Origin of the sequence: Streptomyces sp. TRM70350, from assembly GCF_019219825.1 — a bacterium.
GTDB lineage: Bacteria > Actinomycetota > Actinomycetes > Streptomycetales > Streptomycetaceae > Streptomyces.
The window spans coordinates 135,418-154,336 of record NZ_JAHUXH010000004.1; the positions used below are offsets into that span (position 1 = coordinate 135,418).

Genomic DNA, 18,919 nt, shown 5'->3' on the forward strand with positions numbered 1-18,919 from the left:
CCGTTGATCCCTTGCTGCTCGACACCGCATCGCTCTCGTACGGTGCGCCCCCACGAAACTGTGGACGACTGGCTGTGGCGCCAGGGCCGCGGCCTGGTGGCATCCGCACGCCCGCACCCCGATCCGCTGCGTCGGACACGGCCGGTTCCGGCGGACTCCCCGGCGGACGACGGTGCGCCGAGCGACGCGCTCGCCGGTCCGGCGGACGAGCACGGCGCCGTGCCGACCGGTGCCCACCGCGCAGTCACTGAGCCGGCCGCGGTACGGCAACGCCCGCCCGGCTCCTCGGCGCACACCGGCGGCCGGTGGCATGTGTTGCCAAGCCCACCGGGCAGTGGTGGGATGGAGGTGCTCTCGCGTCCGACCGCGGGAGGACGTGACCGCCGGGCGATGCCTGCCGCCCCACACGCCACCGCCCGACTCGACGGCCGTGGTAGCGGTCCGGCGCACAGGCCCGCCCCCTCCATCCCCCTTCAAGGTGCGGTTGACCCGCAGTCGTTCCCTGCTTCGAGGGCCGCCGCTCCTGGTCCCGGAGACACGCATGAACACCTATCGAGCCGCGCAGGTCGCCACCGCGAACGGGCCCTTCGAGATCGTCGACCGCGAGGTGCTCCGCCCGGGCCCCGGCCATGTACGGATCGCCGTCGAGGCCTGCGGAATCTGCCACAGCGACGACTTCTTCGTGAGCGCCGGGATGCCCGGCGTGCGGTTCCCGCTGGTTCCCGGGCACGAGGTCGCCGGGCGCATCGAGGAACTCGGCGAACGAGCCGAGGACAGCAACTGGACCGTGGGGGACCGGGTGGCGGTGGGCTGGTTCGGAGGCAGCTGCGGTCACTGCACTCCCTGCCGGCAGGGCGACTTCGTCGTCTGCGACAACCTCGAGATTCCCGGCTGGGCCTACGACGGAGGCTTCGCCGAAGAGATGATCGCGCCGATCGACGCCCTGGCCCGGATCCCCGAAGCTCTGACGGCGACCGACGCGGGACCCATGGCCTGCGCGGGCGTCACGACGTACAACGGACTGCGGCGCAGCTCAGCCCGGCCCGGCGACCTGGTGGCCGTACTGGGCATCGGCGGTCTCGGCCACCTGGGGGTGCAGTACGCGGTGGCCATGGGGTTCGAGACGGTGGCCATCGCCCGAGGCGCGGAGAAGGCCGAGTTCGCCAAGCAACTCGGCGCGCATCACTACATCGACAGCACGGGGGCGACCCCGGTCGCGGAAGCCCTGCTGTCCCTGGGAGGCGCCAAGGCCGTCCTGGCCACGGCCGGAAGCTCCGACGCCATCGCGGCGACGGCCGACGGCATGACGCACCGGGGCGAACTCGTCGTCATCGGAGCGAGCCCCGATCCACTGGGCATCAGCCCGTTCCAGCTGATTCAGCGAGGCCGGATTGTGCGGGGCCACCCGTCCGGTACCGCACAGGACGTACAGGACGCCATGGCGTTCAGCGCCCTGCACGCAATTCGTCCCATGGTGGAGACCGTGCCCCTGAGCGAGGCCGACCGGGCGTACCAGAAGATGCTCTCCGGCGCCGCCCGCTTCCGCATGGTGCTCACCACCGGCTGACCGGTGGTCCGTGATCCGCAGATCTTGCCTCCGCGAGCGTCACCGTTCAGAATGGTGACATGAGGCATGCATTTCCCGGTGGCACCCCGGCGCTCGACTTTCCCGGAACACTGCGCTACAGGCATCGCTCGGAGCCCCGGGAAGACCTCAACTCACCGGACAGTCTCAGTGCGTGGTTCCAGCAAGCCGGGATCACGGAGCAGGAGATTCCTTGCGGGCCGGAGGACCTCGACGCGGCCATGGCGTTGAGAGAGGCGATCTATCAGCTCGTCCTCGCCAGGATGTCGGGCACGGCATACGACCGGGACGCGCTGGCGCGGGTGAACGAGTACGCCCGCAAGCCGACCCCCGTGCCGCAGCTCACCGAGGCCGGGCGCGAGGTGGAAGCCACCGTCGAGCAGGCGCTCGCTCACGTGGCGCGGGACACCGTCACGGTCCTCAGCGGCCCGGAGGTGTCGCTGCTCAAGGAGTGCGGCAACCCCGAGTGCTCACAGATCTACCTCGACCGTTCCCGTGGTGCACGACGGGAATGGTGTGCCATGGATCCGTGCGGTAACAAGATCAAGGCCGCCGCCTATCGCGCCCGCAAGCGGGCGAGCGAACGCAAGGCGCGCCACTGAAGGTGACGTCCGCGAAGCCGTCGGCGTCTCTCAGGGCCCCCGCGTCGATGCCGCCGCAGACCCGGGCTGCCTCCTCACCAGGATCTTTCCACTTCAAGCGCATATGCGCTTACTGTGGCCGCCGAAGCTTCGGAGAAGATCATGACCCAGACACCCGCCACGGACCCCGCAGCCGAGTGCAACAACCTCACGTTGCGCAAGGCGGCCCGGTATCTCGGCGCGACGTACGACAAGGCACTCGCTCCCACGGGCCTCCGCGCGACACAGTTCAGCATCCTCCAGAAGCTCAGTGCCCACGGCGAAACGACGATCACCAGCCTCGCCGACATGACCGCCATGGACCGTACGACGAAGGCGTCCAACCTCAAGCCGCTCGCACGCGACGGCCTGGTCACGGTCGAGCCCTCGGCCTCCGATCGGCGAGCGAGGGTCGTCACCATCACCGAGGACGGCCTGTCCCGGACGAAGACGGCGCTGCCACTGTGGCGCGAGGTGCAACAGCGCTTCGAGGAGCGCTTCGGGACCGAGGAAGCGGCGCGGCTGCGCGCACTCCTCGACGGTGTTCTCGGCACTGGCTTCGAACCCTGGGCGGAATGAGGACAACCACTTCTGGGGTGCCTCATGGGGTGACCTCGTTTCCAGCGTGTGCGCCGGGAGTGGTGCGCCGGAGGGCCGGGAGCACACTGGCCGTCACCCTCTTGACAGGTGACGCTGAGGGTGTGACCATCGACTGCATCGAGTCGTGGGAGTCCAACGGGAGGAGATGCCGAAGTGGGACACGAAGGCAAGGCCGAGGATCCGGCGCAGGAGATCCGGCACCTGCGGTTCGGCAGGTTGCCGGAGCGCATCCGCCCGGAGGACATGATCGAAGAGCGGCCGGCTGTGGCGCACGATCCGGCGAGGGAGGCGTACAACGCCGACGAGTGGCTTGTGCGTGTCTGCCTCTGAGAGAGCCCCAGGAGTCCCGGTGAAGATCCGGAAAACCCTGACCGCCCTCGTGTCGGTGTCCGCCGCCGTGGTGATTGCCTGCGGCTGCTTCCTCCAGGCCTTCTGACGGCCGAGCAGGACGACCACGTTCTTGCCCGTGCGGGCCCGCCCCAGGCATCTGCGCACGTCAGTGACTAGATGTCCCGGAAGATCTCAATCTGCGCCCCAATGGAGTTGAGCCGCTCCGCCAGATCCTCGTACCCCCGGTTGATGACGTACACGTTCCGCAGCACGGACGTCCCCTCCGCCGCCATCATCGCCAGCAGGACGACCACGGCGGGGCGCAGGGCGGGCGGGCACATCATCTCGGCGGCGCGCCAGCGGGTCGGGCCCTCGACCAGGACGCGGTGGGGGTCCAGGAGCTGGAGTCGGCCGCCGAGGCGGTTCAGGTCCGTGAGGTAGATCGCGCGGTTGTCGTACACCCAGTCGTGGATGAGCGTCTTGCCCTGCGCGACCGCCGCGATCGCCGCGAAGAACGGGACGTTGTCGATGTTCAGGCCGGGGAACGGCATCGGGTGGATCTTGTCGATCGGCGCCTCCAGCTTGGAGGGCCGGACGGTGAGGTCCACCAGCCGGGTACGGCCGTTGTCGGCGACGTACTCGCGCGTGCGGTCGTGGTCGAGGCCCATCTCCTCCAGGACCGCGAGCTCGATCTCCAGGAACTCGATCGGCACCCGACGCACCGTCAGCTCCGACTCCGTGACCACCGCGGCGGCGAGCAGGCTCATCGCCTCGACCGGGTCCTCGGAGGGGGAGTAGTCCACGTCGACGTCGATGGTCGGCACGCCGTGCACGGTGAGCGTGGTGGTGCCGATGCCCTCGACCTTGACGCCGAGCGCCTCCAGGAAGAAGCAGAGGTCCTGGACCATGTAGTTGGAGGAGGCGTTGCGGATGACGGTCACGCCGTCGTGCCGCGCGGCGGCGAGCAGCGCGTTCTCGGTCACCGTGTCGCCGCGCTCGGTCAGCACGATCGGCCGGTCGGGCCGCACGGAACGGTCGACGACGGCGTGGTACTGACCCTCCGTCGCCGCGATGTCCAGCCCGAACCGGCGCAGCGCGATCATGTGCGGCTCGATGGTCCGCGTACCGAGGTCGCAGCCGCCGGCGTACGGCAGCTTGAAGCGGTCCATACGGTGCAGCAGCGGACCGAAGAACATGATGATGGAGCGGGTCCGTACCGCGGCGTCGGCGTCGATCGCCGCCATGTCGAGGTCGGCCGGCGGCACGATCTCCAGGTCCACGCCGTCGTTGATCCAGCGGGTGCGGACACCGATGGACCCGAGCACCTCCAGGAGGCGGTACACCTCCTCGATGCGGGCGACCCGACGCAGGACCGTGCGCCCCTTGTTGAGCAGCGAGGCGCACAGCAGTGCCACGCACGCGTTCTTGCTCGTCTTCACATCGATGGCCCCGGACAGCCGACGACCGCCCACCACCCTGAGGTGCATCGGGCCCGCGTAGCCCAGGGAGACGATCTCGCTGTCGAGAGCTTCACCGATTCGGGCGATCATCTCAAGGCTGATGTTCTGGTTGCCGCGCTCGATGCGATTGACGGCGCTCTGGCTGGTTCCGAGCGCCTCGGCGAGCTGCGACTGTGTCCAGCCACGGTGCTGCCGGGCGTCACGGATGAGCTTGCCGATGCGTACGAGGTAGTCGTCTGCCATGGGGTTGAGGTTATCTCAGATATGAGATGGCGCCTGTTGGGGGGTCCATTCGGGTGACGGCCCGTCAACGCCGCCGCGCCGAACGGGTTCGACGCCACCCGAAAGGTCCGGGCAAATCCACCGATGTCGTACGACGTCCGGTGCTGCCGTGCGTGTGCCGCGGCCCGCGCTTGCCGCCTGTCGTGATGGACCAGGAGCGCCGGTTGATGTTCAACCGCACCCCGGGCAGGAGTTGGAAACTCTTACGGAACGTCAGCGGCATGTGGGCCTCCCTTCGGTGCGTCGCCGGGTTTCCCGGCTCGCTCCTCTTCGGTTACCCCGACTTTCCGTACTGATGGCTGAAGGGGATGCTTCGTCGAAGGGGGTGCCGCCGGGCGAAGGAGATCACACCGAGTCCGGGCATGACCATCCAGCCCGCATGTACTAGAGTTATCTCGACATCGAGATATCTGCCGAGGCGCACTGCGGTCGCCACCCAGTAAGGGTTACCTAACTTAGCCTTACCTTAGCGGATCGGCCAAGACGGCGTGGCGGCAGGATGCGGTGGTACGCGCACATGAATGAAGGAGACTGTCGTGTCGGCGAACAGCTTCGACGCCCGCAGCACGCTGCGGGTGGGCGACGAGTCGTACGAGATCTTCCGCCTGGACAAGGTGGAGGGCTCGGCCCGGCTCCCCTACAGCCTTAAGGTCCTGCTGGAGAACCTGCTCCGCACCGAGGACGGCGCGAACATCACCGCCGACCACATCCGCGCCCTCGGCAACTGGGACTCGCAGGCCCAGCCCTCGCAGGAGATCCAGTTCACCCCGGCCCGCGTCATCATGCAGGACTTCACCGGCGTGCCCTGTGTCGTCGACCTCGCCACCATGCGTGAGGCCGTCAAGGAGCTCGGCGGCGACCCGGCGAAGATCAACCCGCTGGCCCCGGCCGAGCTGGTCATCGACCACTCCGTCATCGCCGACAAGTTCGGCACCAGCGACGCCTTCAAGGTGAACGTCGACCTGGAGTACGGCCGCAACAAGGAGCGCTACCAGTTCCTGCGCTGGGGCCAGACCGCCTTCGACGAGTTCAAGGTCGTCCCGCCCGGCACCGGCATCGTCCACCAGGTGAACATCGAGCACCTGGCCCGTGTGGTGATGGTCCGCGACGGCAAGGCCTACCCGGACACCCTGGTCGGCACCGACTCCCACACCACCATGGTCAACGGCCTCGGCGTCCTCGGCTGGGGCGTCGGCGGCATCGAGGCCGAGGCCGCGATGCTCGGCCAGCCGGTCTCCATGCTCATCCCGCGCGTCGTCGGCTTCAAGCTGACCGGCGAGCTCCAGCCGGGCACCACCGCCACCGACCTGGTGCTCACCATCACCGAGATGCTGCGCAAGCACGGCGTCGTCGGCAAGTTCGTCGAGTTCTACGGCGAGGGTGTGGCGGCCACCAGCCTCGCCAACCGCGCCACCATCGGCAACATGTCCCCGGAGTTCGGCTCCACCGCCGCGATCTTCCCGATCGACGACGAGACGCTGAAGTACATGCGCCTCACCGGCCGCTCCGAGCAGCAGGTCAAGCTGGTCGAGACGTACGCCAAGGAGCAGGGCCTCTGGCTGGACCCGGCCGCCGAGCCGGACTTCTCCGAGAAGCTGGAGCTGGACCTGTCGACGGTCGTCCCCTCCATCGCGGGCCCGAAGCGCCCGCAGGACCGTATCGTCCTGGCCAACGCCGCCGAGCAGTTCAAGCAGGACGTCCGCACCTACGTCAACGACGAGTACGAGGCCAGCAAGGAGTCCTTCCCGAGCTCCGACGCCCCCTCGTCGATCCCGAACGGCGCCCCGTCCAACCCGGTCCCGGTGACCGCCCCCGACGGCACCGCCTACACGCTGGACCACGGTGCGGTGACGGTCGCGGCCATCACCTCCTGCACCAACACCTCCAACCCGTACGTCATGGTCGCCGCCGCGCTCGTCGCGAAGAAGGCGGTGGAGAAGGGCCTGACCCGCAAGCCGTGGGTCAAGACCACCCTCGCCCCGGGCTCCAAGGTCGTCACCGACTACTTCGACAAGGCGGGCCTGACCCCGTACCTCGACAAGGTCGGCTTCAACCTCGTCGGCTACGGCTGCACCACCTGCATCGGCAACTCCGGCCCGCTGCCGGAGGAGGTCTCCAAGGCCGTCAACGACCACGACCTCGCCGTCACCTCGGTCCTCTCGGGCAACCGCAACTTCGAGGGCCGTATCAACCCCGACGTCAAGATGAACTACCTGGCGTCCCCGCCGCTGGTCGTCGCGTACGCCCTCGCGGGTTCGATGAAGGTGGACATCACCAAGGAAGCCCTGGGCACCGACCAGGACGGCAACCCGGTCTTCCTGAAGGACATCTGGCCCTCGGAGGCCGAGGTCAACGACGTCGTGGCGAACGCCATCGGCGAGGACATGTTCTCCAAGTCCTACAGCGACGTCTTCGCGGGCGACGCCCAGTGGCAGGCGCTGCCGATCCCGACCGGCAACACCTTCGAGTGGGACCCGGAGTCGACGTACGTCCGCAAGCCCCCGTACTTCGAGGGCATGACGATGGAGACCACCCCGGTCTCCGACATCTCGGGCGCGCGCGTCCTCGCCAAGCTGGGCGACTCGGTCACCACCGACCACATCTCCCCGGCCGGTGCCATCAAGGCCGACACCCCGGCGGGCAAGTACCTCACGGAGCACGGCGTCAAGCGCGCCGACTTCAACTCGTACGGTTCCCGCCGCGGCAACCACGAGGTCATGATCCGCGGCACGTTCGCCAACATCCGCCTGCGCAACCAGATCGCGCCGGGCACCGAGGGCGGCTACACGCGCGACTTCACCCAGGAGGGCGGCCCGGTCTCCTTCATCTACGACGCCTCCCGCAACTACATCGAGCAGGGCGTCCCGCTGGTCGTCCTCGCGGGCAAGGAGTACGGCTCCGGCTCGTCCCGCGACTGGGCGGCCAAGGGCACGGCCCTGCTCGGCGTCAAGGCCGTCATCGCCGAGTCGTACGAGCGCATCCACCGCTCCAACCTCATCGGCATGGGCGTCCTGCCGCTGCAGTTCCCGGAGGGCCAGTCCGCGTCCACCCTCGGCCTGACGGGCGAGGAGACGTTCACCATCACGGGCGTGACGGAGCTGAACGAGGGCACGACGCCGCGCACGGTCAAGGTCACCACCGACACGGGCGTCGAGTTCGACGCGGTCGTCCGCATCGACACCCCCGGTGAGGCCGACTACTACCGCAACGGCGGCATCATGCAGTACGTGCTGCGCAGCCTGATCCGCAAGTAACGGATCCGGTACGGCGGCCCGGCCGCATCCCCGGTCGACGGGGGTGCGGCCTTCGTCGTGCACGGCCTGAATTTTCGGTGCGGAGCGGCCGTTTACAACCGAGCCGCTCCGCGCTAGCTTCCGGAACAGGACGGGTGGGAGCGCTCCCATATGACGTGCGCGGACCGGAACCCGCCGCGGCAGGGTCCGCTCCCGCCCTCGTCCACCACACCTGCGTACGGTTTCTGACGACCTTTCAGTGAAGGGACGTAGGTCTGTCATGCTCACGACACTTCCCGAACCGCCCGCCCCCGACCGGCGATTACCACGCCGGTCCTTCCGCCCCACCGCCCTCCTGCTGGTCCTGCTCTCCCTGCTCGCGACGATCCCCGCCCTCGGCCTGATCGTGGTCAGCTCGGGCAGCCCGGCGGAGGCCCACGGCACGCCCATGAAGCCGGGCAGCCGTACCTTCCTGTGCTGGCAGGACGGCCTCACCGACACCGGTGAGATCAAGCCGGTCAACCCGGCCTGCAAGGCGGCACAGCAGGTCAGCGGGACGACCCCGTTCTACAACTGGTTCTCCGTGCTGCGCTCGGACGGCGCCGGCCGCACCCGTGACTTCGTGCCGGACGGCGAGCTGTGCAGCGGCGGAAACACCAACTTCACCGGTTTCAACCTGCCGCGCGACGACTGGCCGCTCACCCACCTCACCTCGGGCGCGACCGTCGACTTCTCCTACAACGCCTGGGCCGCGCACCCGGGTTGGTTCTACGTCTACATCACCAAGGACGGCTTCGACCCGACCCAGACCCTCACCTGGGACGACATGGAGGAACAGCCGTTCCTGAGCGTCGACCACCCGCCGCTCAACGGCAGCCCGGGCACGGTCGAGGCCAACTACTCCTGGACCGGCAAGCTCCCCGACGACAAGTCGGGACGCCACATCATCTACATGGTCTGGCAGCGCTCCGACAGCCAGGAGACCTTCTACTCCTGCTCGGACGTCGTCTTCGACGGCGGCAACGGCGAGGTGACCGGTGTCAAGGACCCCGGCAACCCGCCGACCGAGCCCCCTCCCGGCACCTGCACGGCCACCCGTACGACGACCGGCAGCTGGAACGGCGGTTACCAGTCCGAGGTCACCGTCACCAACACCGGTGACGTTCCGATGCTCGGCTGGATGGTCGACTGGACCCTGCCGAGCGGCCAGAAGGTGGACAGCCTGTGGAACGGCAGTCCGACCTACAACGGCCAGGCCGTGATGGTGCACAACGCCGGCTGGAACGGATCGCTGGATCCCGGAGAGAGCACCACATTCGGTTACGTCGTCTCCGGCTCCGGCGGCGACACGACGACGACCCTGCCCTGCCGGGTCGGCTGAGCCGACGCCGCCCCGGGCGGACCCGGTGGCCGCCGAGCCGACGTCCACCGGGTCCGACGGTTGCGCAGGATCCGCCGGATCAGGCGGGCTTCGAGTCGTCGCCGAGCGGCTCCTGCTCGCCCATGGTGCCGCTGCCTCCGCAGCTTCGCCGTCGTATCCCCCGGGGGGACAGGCGTACCTCCCGCGCAAGCACGGCCCGCTGACCGCGATCCTACGGCGGCCGCGCCCGGCCCGGGCCGCGACGGACGCGACCTCCGAGCCGGGCGCAGGCCCCTTTACCGGCCGAGCAACTCGACCTCCGACAGCGACGCCTCACCGCCGCTGAAGACCAGGCGGTACCTCACGTATGCACCAGCCCGCGCCACGGAGAACACCCGAGTCTGCCTGTCCCACCGGAAGGTTTCACCCGCACGCACGTCCAGGGTCCGCCACCTCCTGCCGTCCACCGACCCCTGGAGCTTCCACCCGGTCGGGGCCTTCACGCGGTCGGACGAGGTCAGCGTGTACTGCACGGCTTTCGCCCGCTCGGACACCGGCAGCTCCACGGATGCCGCGCTCGCGTCCGTCGCCGACGTGTTGTCGAAGAGGGCGCCCTCGCCCGTGATCAGGTCCGCCCGCGGCGTCGGAACCTTGTCGTCCCTGGTGATCGACACCGGTGCCGCGTTCTTGCCCGTGCCCCACTTCGACGGCCTCGGCCCCATGTCGAACTCCAGCACCCCACCCTTGGCGAGCAGCGAGTGCGGCAGCGAAGTCGACGGCCAGCTGCGGCCGTTGACCTTCAGACCCTGCACATAGACGTTCTGCGCGCTGTTCTTGGGCGCCCGGACCACCAGGTCCCGGCCGTTCTCCAGATGGACCGTCGCCTTGGTGAACAGCGGTGAGCCGACCGCGTACTCGCCACTGCCCATCACCAGCGGGTAGAAGCCGAGCGCGGAGAACAGGAACCAGGCCGACTGCTCGCCGTTGTCCTCGTCACCGTGGTAACCCTGGCCGATCTCGCTGCCGGTGTAGAGACGGGACAGCACCTCACGCACCTTCGCCTGCGCCTTCCAGGGCTGACCGGCCGCGTCGTACATGTAGATCGCGTGGTGGGCGACCTGGTTGGAGTGCCCGTACATGCCCATCCGGACGTCCCGCGCCTCCGTCATCTCGTGGATGACACCGCCGTACGAGCCGACGAACTCCGGCGAGGCCGTCTCCGGCGTCGCGAAGTACTCGTCGAGTTTCTCCGCGAGGCCGCTCCGGCCGCCGTACAGGTTGGCGAGCCCCCGGCTGTCCTGCGGGGCGGTGAAGGCGTAGCCCCAGCCGTTGGTCTCGGTGTAGTCGTAGCCCCACACGCGCGGGTCGTACGTCGAGGACTCGACCCGCCAGTCGCCCCGCGCGGTGCGGCCCTGGAAGAAACCGGCTTCGGAATCGAAGAGGCTGACGTAGTCCTGGGCGCGGTCGAGGAAGTACTCGGACTCCTCCTCGTAGCGCTTCTCCCCGGTTTTCTCGTACAGCGCCCGGCCCATCCGCGCGATGCCGTAGTCGTTGAGGTAGCCCTCCAGCGCCCACGACAGGCCCTCGTGCGTGTCGGTGCTGGTGTAGCCGAGGAAGGGCGAGGTCGCCATGCCCTTGCGGCCCACGCCCGACGACGGCGGCACGACCGTCGCGTTCTTCACCGCCGCGTCGTACGCCGCCCTCTCGTCGAAGTCGACGCCCTTGACGTACGCGTCCGCGAAGGCGACGTCCGACGAGGTGCCGGTCATCAGGTCGGCGTACCCGGGCGACGACCAGCGCGAGGTCCAGCCGCCGTCCTTGTACTGCTGCACGAAACCGTCGACCATCTCACCCGCCTGGCGCGGCGTCAGCAGCGCGTACGCCGGCCAGGTCGTCCGGTAGGTGTCCCAGAAGCCGTTGTTGACGTACACCTTGCCGTCGACGATCTTCGCACCGGTGCGGGTCGGGGTGTCCGGACCCGTCATCGGGGAGAACGGAGAGGCGTACCGGTACCCGGAACCGACCTTCTCGAAGCCGGAGTTCGGGTACAGGTACAGCCGGTACAGGCTGGAGTACAGCGTGGTCAGCTGGTCCGGCGTCGCGCCCTCGACCTCGACCTTGCCGAGCAACCGGTCCCACAGCCGTTGCGCCTTGGCCTTCACCGCCTCGAAGGAGGTGCCCTGCGGGATCTCCTGGCGCAGGTTGTCCTTGGCCTGGTCCACGCTGATCAGCGAGGTCGCCAGGCGCAGTGCGACCGTGCGGTCGGCGCCCGCGTCGAACCGCAGGTAACCCCTCACCCCGCTCGACGAGCCGTCCGTCACCGGCTTGTCGAACTCGCCGTAGACGAAGAGCCGGGTCGCGCCGGTGGACAGTCCCGACTTCACGTCCGAGTACCCGGTCACCACACCGCTCGCCGTGTCGAGGCTCAGGCCCGCCTGGTCGGTCACGTTGTCGAAGAGGACGCTCGCGTCGTCGCCGGGATAGGTGAACCGGAGCATGGCCGCGTGGTCCGTCGGGGTCATCTCGGCCTGGAGACCGTTCTCGAACCGCACCCCGTAGTAGTGCGGCCGCGCGACCTCGTTCTCGTGTCTGAAGGCGAGGGCCCGTGCCGTCCGCCCGATGTCCGGGGTGCCGGTGGCGGCGGACGGCATCACCTGGAAGGTCTGCCGGTCGCCCATCCAGGGGCTCGGCTCATGACTGGCGCTGAACGCCTGGATCGTGGGCAGGTTGTCCGCGTTGTTGGCACGGGCGTAGTCGTACAGCCAGCTGAGCGAGCCCGCGTTGGTCACCGGCGTCCAGAAGTTGAAGCCGTGCGGCACGGCGGTCGCGGGGAAGGTGTTGCCGCGCGAGAAACCGCCGCTGGAGTTGGTGCCGCGCGTGGTGACCGCGTAGTCCGACAGATGCGCCTTCGGCTTCTCGGGAGCCTTGACGGCCAGGGACACGTCGTCCACCCAGCCGCGGAACTTCGCCGGTCCGGTGGGGGAGTCGTACGCCACCAGGATCCGGTCGACGGTCTTGCCGGTAGCCACCGAGCCGATCCGTGAGACGACGTTGTTCCACTGGTTGACGTACAGCACCTTGGCCTCGCCCTGCCCGCGCGGAGAGAGCCGGAAGCCGTGCTGATCGGTCGCCCCGAGGTCGCTCAGACGGGTGCCGTCGGTGAAGGCGAGGTCGACGGAGACGTTCGTGGCGTCGTAGTCCCGGTCCCCGTCCGCCATCGAGGGGAAGATCCGGTACGACAGCTCGGTGTCGCGGCCGACGGCCACGTCGACATCGAAGATCTTGTTGTACGAGTACGCCCGGCCCTCCGCGGTGTGGCGTCCGGCGTACCGCAGCGCCCGCTTGCCGGTGAAGCCCGCGCCCGCCTTCGCGGTGGGCGAGCCGCTCGGGCCGCGGTCCACCAGCGACAGCATGTCCTGCGGGACCGGGCCGTCGCTGCCGCCCGTGGCGAACTGCACATCCGCGAGCTGCAGGATGCCCCCGCCGTTGTTTCTGGTGATGTCCAGCCGGTAGTGCGAGAACTCGGCGGACGCGGTGTCCGCGATGTCGTACGTCTTCGTCTGGAAACGTGCCGAGAACGCCTCACCGGCGCGGCTGTCGAGCGTCTTCCAGTCCTTGCCGTCGGTGGATCCCCGCAGGGTCCAGTCCACCGGGTCGCGCTCGGCGTGGTCGTTGGCCGAAGTAAAGGCATACCGAGCGAGTTTCACCGGTTTGTCCAGGTCGAACTCGACCCAGCCCGTGGGGGTGAACGTCAGCCACTTGGTGCTCGGCTCGGTGTCGACGAGGTTCTCCTTCACCTCGCCGGCCCCGGTGTTCTCGCCACTGGCCCGTACGTCCGTGACGTGGTCGGTCACATTGCCCGGAATGCCGCTGCTGTAACCGCCGTCCACACCGGCCGCCCGCTTGCTGCCGTCCGGTGCGGTGTCGACGGTGTTCAGCCAGTCCGGTGCGGGCTCCCCGGTCTCGAACGAGGACATGAACTCCCGGTCCGCGGCCGTCGGCGCGGCGGGCAGGGCGACCGCCGCGCCCTGCGAGCCCACGGCCAAAGCGAAGGCGGCCACCGTCACGACCGCCGAACCCCATCTGTGCCGAGCTCTCTGCTGCTTCAACGGGTACCTTCCCTGCGCGCCGGACAACGTTGTCAACTTCACTGCGCAAGGACCAGTTGAGGCTCAAGTGTCAAGCATTGTCAAGGGTGTTGTCCGTGGCATTCGGGGCCTTTGTCGCGGACTTTTCCGGCAAGGCGCCCACAGGCCGCTCATATTTCCGCGAGGTCTCAACTCGGAAAAGACCGTTGGCCAACCTTGCATTCGATCTTGCTCCGCCGGCGGGAAGTGGACTATACCTGTCGGCACTTCACATGATTCCGCACTTCCTGCACGACCCCAGCTTGACCCGACCGCGGTGCCGGGGAGGATCCGGTTCACCGCCTGAGTCCTGGAGAAGGCGAGGACTTGAGCATGGGATCCACTTCTGCCGAGAACGCCGCGAGCAACGGCTTCGCAGACGTCGGCCGCCGCGCACTGATCAAACGGTCGGCCGCGCTCGGCCTGGTCTCCGTACCCGCGATGAGCTTCCTGTCCGCCTGCGCCAGTGGCGGCGGGGGTGACGACTCGTCCGACGACACCCAGGGCAAGACGTCGAAGGACAACCCCTTCGGCGTGAAGGAGGGCAGCAAGCTCGACGTCGTCATCTTCAAGGGCGGTTACGGCGACGACTACGCCAAGGCGTGGGAGGCCGCGTTCCAGAAGAAATGGGGCGTCACCTCCACGCACACCGGCACCCAGGAGATCACCGGCAAGCTCCAGCCCCGTTTCAACGCGGGCAACCCGCCGGACATCGTGGACAACTCCGGTGCCCAGAAGATCAAGATCGATGTGCTGTACAAGAATGGTCAGCTGCTCGATCTCGCCGAGGTGCTGGACGCGCCGAGCGTGGACGACCCCTCGAAGAAGGTCCGCGACACCGTCATCCCCGGCACGCTCGATCCGGGTCTGCAGGAGGGCAAGGTCGTCGCCCTCAACTACATCTACACGGTGTGGGGGCTTTGGTACTCCGGCAAGCTCTTCAAGGAGAAGGGCTGGGGGGAGCCGAAGACCTGGGACGACTTCCTCGCCATCTGCAGGGACGCCAAGTCCGAGGGCATCGGCGGTCTCGCGCACCAGGGCAAGTACCCCTACTACATCAACGTCGCCATCATGGACCTGATCGCCAAGAAGGGCGGCCTGGACGCCATGAAGGCGATCGACAACCTCGACCCGAAGGCGTTCGTCGGCTCCGACGCGGCCCAGGCCGCCGTCGAGGCCATCTACGAAGTCGTCGAAAAGGGTTACCTGATGCCCGGCACGAACGGGTTGGAGCACACCGAGGCGCAGACCCGGTGGAACCAGTACAAGGCCGCGTTCATCACCAGCGGTTCCTGGCTGGAGAACGAACAGCTGAAGCAGACACCGTCCGACTTCGACATGAAGTTCCTGCCCATGCCGCTGCTGCCGGACAGTGTCATGCCGTTCGAGGCGATCCGGGCCGGCTCCGGTGAGCCGTTCATCATCCCGGCCAAGGCGAAGAACCTGCCGGCGGCCAAGGAGTTCATGCGGATGATGCTGTCGCGGGAGTGGTCGACGCTGTTCGCCAGGGAGGCGAACTCGCTGACCATCCTGCAGGACGGTGTCGACCCCAGTGTCCAGCTGCGGCCCGGTACGCAGTCCACGGTCGAGGCGTCGAAGGCGGCGGGGGACAACACGTTCCGGTTCCTGTACACCGAGTGGTACAGCGAGATGGACACCGCGATTCAGAACGCGTCCAACGAGCTGATGGCGCAGCGGATTCAGCCGAAGGAGTGGTTGAAGCGGGCGCAGGCTGCGGTGGACAAGGCGGCGAAGGACCCGGCGTCCAAGAAAAACCGGCGCGAGTAGATTCCCGGAGCGCCGTAGGGGTGCGATGGATTGCGGGGTGCGGGGCCGTGTGTGGCTTGTCGCGCAGTTCCCGCACCCCTGAGGGCGTTGCGGTGACCGTCGGGAATGAGACCAGGGGCAGGAAACGCCAATGCGCAAAGGGCAGTACCGGTTCGTCGCGGGGTTTCTCTTCGTTCCCGTGGCGCTTTATCTGACGTTCGTGATCTGGCCGTACATCCAGACGTTCGGGTACTCCCTGACCGACTGGAAGGGGCAGTCGCAGACCTTCAACTTCGTCGGGCTGGACAACTACAAGGCGTTGCTCCAGGACGACATCTTCATGAGCGCCATCTGGCACAACATTCTGTTCCTGGTGTTCATTCCGGTGATCACCATTCTGCTCGCGCTGTTCTTCGCCTTCATGCTGAACGCGGGCGGGCGCAGCCGGGCCGGTGGGGTCTCGGGCGTGGCCGGGTCCAAGTTCTACAAGGTGGTGTACTTCTTCCCGCAGGTGCTGTCGCTGGCCATTCTCGCGGTGCTGTTCGGCGCCGTGTACCGCAGTGACAGCGGCGGCATGCTCAACGGGCTTCTGGTGAAGCTGGGGCTGGTCGACGCGAACCGTCCCGTCGAGTGGCTCAACGAACCGGACGTCGTGCTGTGGGCGCTGATCCTGGTCGTGGTCTGGCACGGGGTCGGGTTCTATCTGGTCCTGTTCTCCGCCGCGATGCAGTCCATCCCGCGGGACATCTACGAGGCCGCGCTCATCGACGGTGCCGGGCGGGCCCAGTCCTTCTTCCGCATCACACTGCCGTTGCTGTGGGACTCCGTGCAGACCGCGTGGGTCTACCTGGGCATCGTCGCGATGGACATGTTCATCCTGGTGTCCACCATGACCTCGGGCGAGTTCGGCGGTGGACCGGACCACGCCAGCGAGGTCATGTCGACCGTGATGATGCGCAACTTCCTGATCTACGGGAAGAGCGGCTACGCCTGCGCCATGGGCGTGGTCATGCTGCTTCTCACCCTGATCCTGTCCGTGGTCATGCTGCGCGCCACCCGCCGCGAGCGCGTCGAGTTCTGAGCGGGAGTGACGACGATGAGCGCACCCATCAAGGAGACCGCCCCGACCTCCGTCGAGAAGTCCGGGTACCGGCCTCCGGCCCGGGCGGGAGAGCGGCGGGGCGAGGGCGTGGTGCTGAACGCGTTCTCGCACGGGTTTCTGGCCCTCTGGGCCCTGATGATCGTCCTGCCGCTGCTGTGGCTGGTCCTCAGTTCCTTCAAGACCGACGCGCAGATCGCGGGCTCGGCCTTCGGCTGGCCGCAGAACTGGTCCTTCGACGTGTTCACGCGCGCGTGGGAGAAGGGCATCGGCGACTACTTCCTCAACACGGTCGTGGTGCTCGCCTTCTCGGTGCCGCTCACCATGCTGTTCGGCTCGATGGCCGCGTATGTGCTGGCGCGCTACCAGTTCTGGGGCAACCGGCTGCTGTACTACTTCTTCGTGGCCGGCGCGATGTTCCCCGTGTTCCTGGCCCTGGTCCCGCTGTTCTTCATGGTGAAACGGCTGGACATGCTCAACACGTACCAGGGACTGATCCTGGTGTACGTCGCCTACTCGATGCCGTTCACCGTGTTCTTCATGCACGCCTTCTTCCGGACCCTGCCGACGGCGGTGTTCGAGGCGGCGATCCTGGACGGGGCCTCGCACACCCGGACCTTCTTCCAGGTCATGCTGCCGATGGCCAAGCCCGGCCTGATCAGCGTGGGGATCTTCAACACGCTCGGGCAGTGGAACCAGTTCATCCTGCCCACGGTCCTCATGCAGCCGCAGAGCGGTGACGATCCCGAGCGCTATGTCCTCACCCAGGGGCTGATCCAGCTCGAACAGCAGCAGGGCTACGCATCCGACCTGCCCGTGCTCTTCGCAGGTGTGACCATCGCGATGATCCCGATGCTGGTCGTGTACCTGTCCTTCCAGCGCCAGGTGCAGGCGGGGCTGACCTCGGCGACGCTGAAGTAAGGGGAGTAGCGCTCGGTAACCGAATGCACGCACACCGCTTCCTCGTCCGGGAGCGGTGTGCGTGCTGTGCCCGCCACCCCTGAAACAGTTCAACCTCTTGACGGGAGGCACCCCGTACGGCTCAGCTTAGAGTTCACTAGTTGGACATAGACGGGGCCTCGTCGAAGCGGTCCCGCGCGCAGGAGGTCGTCGTGGAGACTCCGGGGTCGCAGTCGTCGCTGCACCGAGCCAACCTGGAGCGGGTGGTCCGAGCCGTACGGCTGGCCGGATCCCTGACCCAGGCGGAGATCGCAAGGACGACCGGTCTGTCCGCGGCGACGGTCTCCAATATCGTCCGTGAGCTCAAGGAGGGCGGAACGGTCGAGGTCACGCCCACGTCGGCGGGTGGCCGCCGGGCCCGCAGCGTCTCACTCAGCGGCGACGCGGGCATCGTGATCGGCGTCGACTTCGGGCACACCCATCTGCGCGTCGCGGTCGGGAACCTCGCCCACCAGGTGCTGGCCGAGGAGTCCGAGCCGCTGGACGTCGACGCCTCCGCCGCGCAGGGCTTCGACCGGGCCGAAGAGCTGGTCAACCGGCTGATCGCGGCGACCGGGGTGGACCGGGCCAAGATCGCCGGGGTGGGCCTCGGCGTGCCCGGGCCGATCGACGTGGAGTCCGGGACGCTGGGCTCGACCGCCATCCTGCCCGGCTGGACCGGCGCCCGGCCCGCCGAGGAGCTGCGGGGGCGGCTCGGCGTACCGGTGCACGTGGACAACGACGCCAACCTCGGCGCCCTCGGCGAGCTGGTGTGGGGCAGCGGCAAGGGCGTGCGGGACCTGGCGTACATCAAGGTCGCCAGCGGTGTCGGCGCGGGCCTGGTGATCGACGGGAAGATCTACCGAGGCCCCGGCGGCACAGCCGGGGAAATCGGACATATCACACTCGATGAATCCGGCCCCGTCTGTCGTTGCGGAAACCGGGGCTGCCTGGAGACCTTCGCGGCCGCCCGCTATGTGCTGCCGCTGCTCCAGCCCAGCCACGGCAACGACCTGACCATGGAGGGCGTCGTACGGCTGGCGCGGGACGGTGACCCGGGCTGCCGTCGGGTGATCGCCGACGTCGGCCGCCACATCGGCAGTGGAGTCGCCAACCTGTGCAATCTGCTGAACCCGAGCCGAGTGGTCCTGGGCGGTGATCTCGCCGAGGCCGGTGAGCTGGTGCTCGGGCCGATCAGGGAGTCCGTCGGCCGCTACGCCATCCCTAGCGCCGCGCGCCAACTGTCCGTTCTCCCCGGGGCACTTGGCGGCCGTGCGGAGGTGCTCGGAGCGCTCGCCCTCGCCCTCAGCGAGATGGGCGATTCAACACTTTTGGACGGAAGTGCCGCCGGGGCGCTCCCGGCCGCCGCACCTGCCTTCACTTAGAGAACGGATGGCACCGTTGCCAACCCGTTAAGGATTTACTTCTTGACGTCGCACGTGTGGCCGAGTTGACTTCCAGCCACCTCGGCCGCAACGACGCGGCCTCGTCAGGGAGGTTATGAAGTGAACACGCGT

Annotated in this window: 13 protein-coding genes; 10 read left to right on the top strand and 3 right to left on the bottom strand. The window is 67.9% G+C overall.

Annotation, left to right across the window (positions count from 1 at the left end):
* Nucleotides 1–541: 541 nt before the first annotated feature.
* From KWI83_RS08620 to KWI83_RS08635, 4 genes are all read left to right on the top strand, one after another.
* Nucleotides 542–1,567, top strand: a complete 1,026-nt coding sequence (locus tag KWI83_RS08620; RefSeq protein WP_218513700.1) for an alcohol dehydrogenase — start codon at nucleotides 542–544, stop codon at nucleotides 1,565–1,567.
* A 59-nt stretch (nucleotides 1,568–1,626) separates the two neighbouring features.
* A complete protein-coding gene (locus KWI83_RS08625) occupies nucleotides 1,627–2,187 on the top strand; it encodes an ABATE domain-containing protein (protein ID WP_218513701.1) in 561 nt (186 codons plus the stop codon).
* Between the two features lie 141 nt (nucleotides 2,188–2,328).
* Nucleotides 2,329–2,784, top strand: a complete 456-nt coding sequence (locus KWI83_RS08630) for a MarR family winged helix-turn-helix transcriptional regulator (protein WP_218513702.1) — start codon at nucleotides 2,329–2,331, stop codon at nucleotides 2,782–2,784.
* Between the two features lie 174 nt (nucleotides 2,785–2,958).
* On the top strand, nucleotides 2,959–3,135 hold the full coding sequence (locus KWI83_RS08635; RefSeq protein WP_218513703.1) for a hypothetical protein: 177 nt from the start codon (nucleotides 2,959–2,961) through the stop codon (nucleotides 3,133–3,135).
* Between the two features lie 173 nt (nucleotides 3,136–3,308).
* On the opposite strand, the gene KWI83_RS08640 is transcribed toward KWI83_RS08635, so the two are convergent.
* Nucleotides 3,309–4,838 (bottom strand): UDP-N-acetylglucosamine 1-carboxyvinyltransferase, encoded by a 1,530-nt coding sequence (locus tag KWI83_RS08640; protein WP_218513704.1) that lies wholly within the window; start codon nucleotides 4,836–4,838, stop codon nucleotides 3,309–3,311.
* A 64-nt stretch (nucleotides 4,839–4,902) separates the two neighbouring features.
* Nucleotides 4,903–5,100, bottom strand: a complete 198-nt coding sequence (locus KWI83_RS08645) for a DUF4236 domain-containing protein (RefSeq protein ID WP_218513705.1) — start codon at nucleotides 5,098–5,100, stop codon at nucleotides 4,903–4,905.
* Between the two features lie 313 nt (nucleotides 5,101–5,413).
* On the opposite strand from KWI83_RS08645, the gene acnA reads away from it, so the two are divergent.
* Both acnA and KWI83_RS08655 read left to right on the top strand, forming a co-directional pair.
* Complete coding sequence (gene acnA / locus KWI83_RS08650) at nucleotides 5,414–8,131, top strand: aconitate hydratase AcnA (RefSeq protein WP_308122001.1); 2,718 nt, start codon at nucleotides 5,414–5,416, stop codon at nucleotides 8,129–8,131.
* A 259-nt stretch (nucleotides 8,132–8,390) separates the two neighbouring features.
* Entirely contained in the window at nucleotides 8,391–9,491 is a 1,101-nt protein-coding gene (locus KWI83_RS08655; RefSeq protein ID WP_218513707.1) for a lytic polysaccharide monooxygenase, read from the top strand.
* 275 nt (nucleotides 9,492–9,766) lie between these two features.
* Here the strand turns inward: KWI83_RS08655 and KWI83_RS08660 are convergent, their stop codons facing one another.
* Nucleotides 9,767–13,516 carry a GH92 family glycosyl hydrolase gene (locus KWI83_RS08660; RefSeq protein ID WP_218513889.1) on the bottom strand — a complete coding sequence of 1,250 codons (3,750 nt, stop codon included), beginning with the start codon at nucleotides 13,514–13,516 and terminating at the stop codon, nucleotides 9,767–9,769.
* Between the two features lie 414 nt (nucleotides 13,517–13,930).
* Here KWI83_RS08660 and ngcE point away from each other — a divergent pair, with 414 nt between their 5' ends.
* From ngcE to KWI83_RS08680, 4 genes are all read left to right on the top strand, one after another.
* Complete coding sequence (gene ngcE, locus KWI83_RS08665; protein ID WP_218513708.1) at nucleotides 13,931–15,385, top strand: N-acetylglucosamine/diacetylchitobiose ABC transporter substrate-binding protein; 1,455 nt, start codon at nucleotides 13,931–13,933, stop codon at nucleotides 15,383–15,385.
* A 130-nt stretch (nucleotides 15,386–15,515) separates the two neighbouring features.
* Nucleotides 15,516–16,445, top strand: coding sequence for a carbohydrate ABC transporter permease (locus tag KWI83_RS08670; RefSeq protein ID WP_218513709.1), 930 nt, complete (start codon nucleotides 15,516–15,518; stop codon nucleotides 16,443–16,445).
* A 15-nt stretch (nucleotides 16,446–16,460) separates the two neighbouring features.
* Nucleotides 16,461–17,384: a carbohydrate ABC transporter permease gene (locus KWI83_RS08675; RefSeq protein WP_218513710.1), complete on the top strand. Its 924-nt coding sequence runs from the start codon at nucleotides 16,461–16,463 to the stop codon at nucleotides 17,382–17,384.
* Nucleotides 17,385–17,575: 191 nt separating this feature from the next.
* A complete protein-coding gene (locus tag KWI83_RS08680; protein ID WP_218513890.1) occupies nucleotides 17,576–18,787 on the top strand; it encodes an ROK family transcriptional regulator in 1,212 nt (403 codons plus the stop codon).
* Nucleotides 18,788–18,919 lie beyond the last annotated feature (132 nt).

What these genes read in the sequence shown, in the direction of transcription:
- KWI83_RS08655 (WP_218513707.1), top strand. Translation starts at nt 8,391, where the DNA reads ATGCTCACGACACTTCCCGAACCGCCCGCCCCCGACCGGCGATTACCA.
- KWI83_RS08675 (WP_218513710.1), top strand. Translation starts at nt 16,461, where the DNA reads ATGAGCGCACCCATCAAGGAGACCGCCCCGACCTCCGTCGAGAAGTCC.
- KWI83_RS08620 (WP_218513700.1), top strand. Translation starts at nt 542, where the DNA reads ATGAACACCTATCGAGCCGCGCAGGTCGCCACCGCGAACGGGCCCTTC.
- KWI83_RS08640 (WP_218513704.1), bottom strand. Translation starts at nt 4,838, where the DNA reads ATGGCAGACGACTACCTCGTACGCATCGGCAAGCTCATCCGTGACGCC.
- ngcE (WP_218513708.1), top strand. Translation starts at nt 13,931, where the DNA reads ATGGGATCCACTTCTGCCGAGAACGCCGCGAGCAACGGCTTCGCAGAC.
- KWI83_RS08670 (WP_218513709.1), top strand. Translation starts at nt 15,516, where the DNA reads ATGCGCAAAGGGCAGTACCGGTTCGTCGCGGGGTTTCTCTTCGTTCCC.
- KWI83_RS08645 (WP_218513705.1), bottom strand. Translation starts at nt 5,100, where the DNA reads ATGCCGCTGACGTTCCGTAAGAGTTTCCAACTCCTGCCCGGGGTGCGG.
- KWI83_RS08625 (WP_218513701.1), top strand. Translation starts at nt 1,627, where the DNA reads ATGAGGCATGCATTTCCCGGTGGCACCCCGGCGCTCGACTTTCCCGGA.
- KWI83_RS08630 (WP_218513702.1), top strand. Translation starts at nt 2,329, where the DNA reads ATGACCCAGACACCCGCCACGGACCCCGCAGCCGAGTGCAACAACCTC.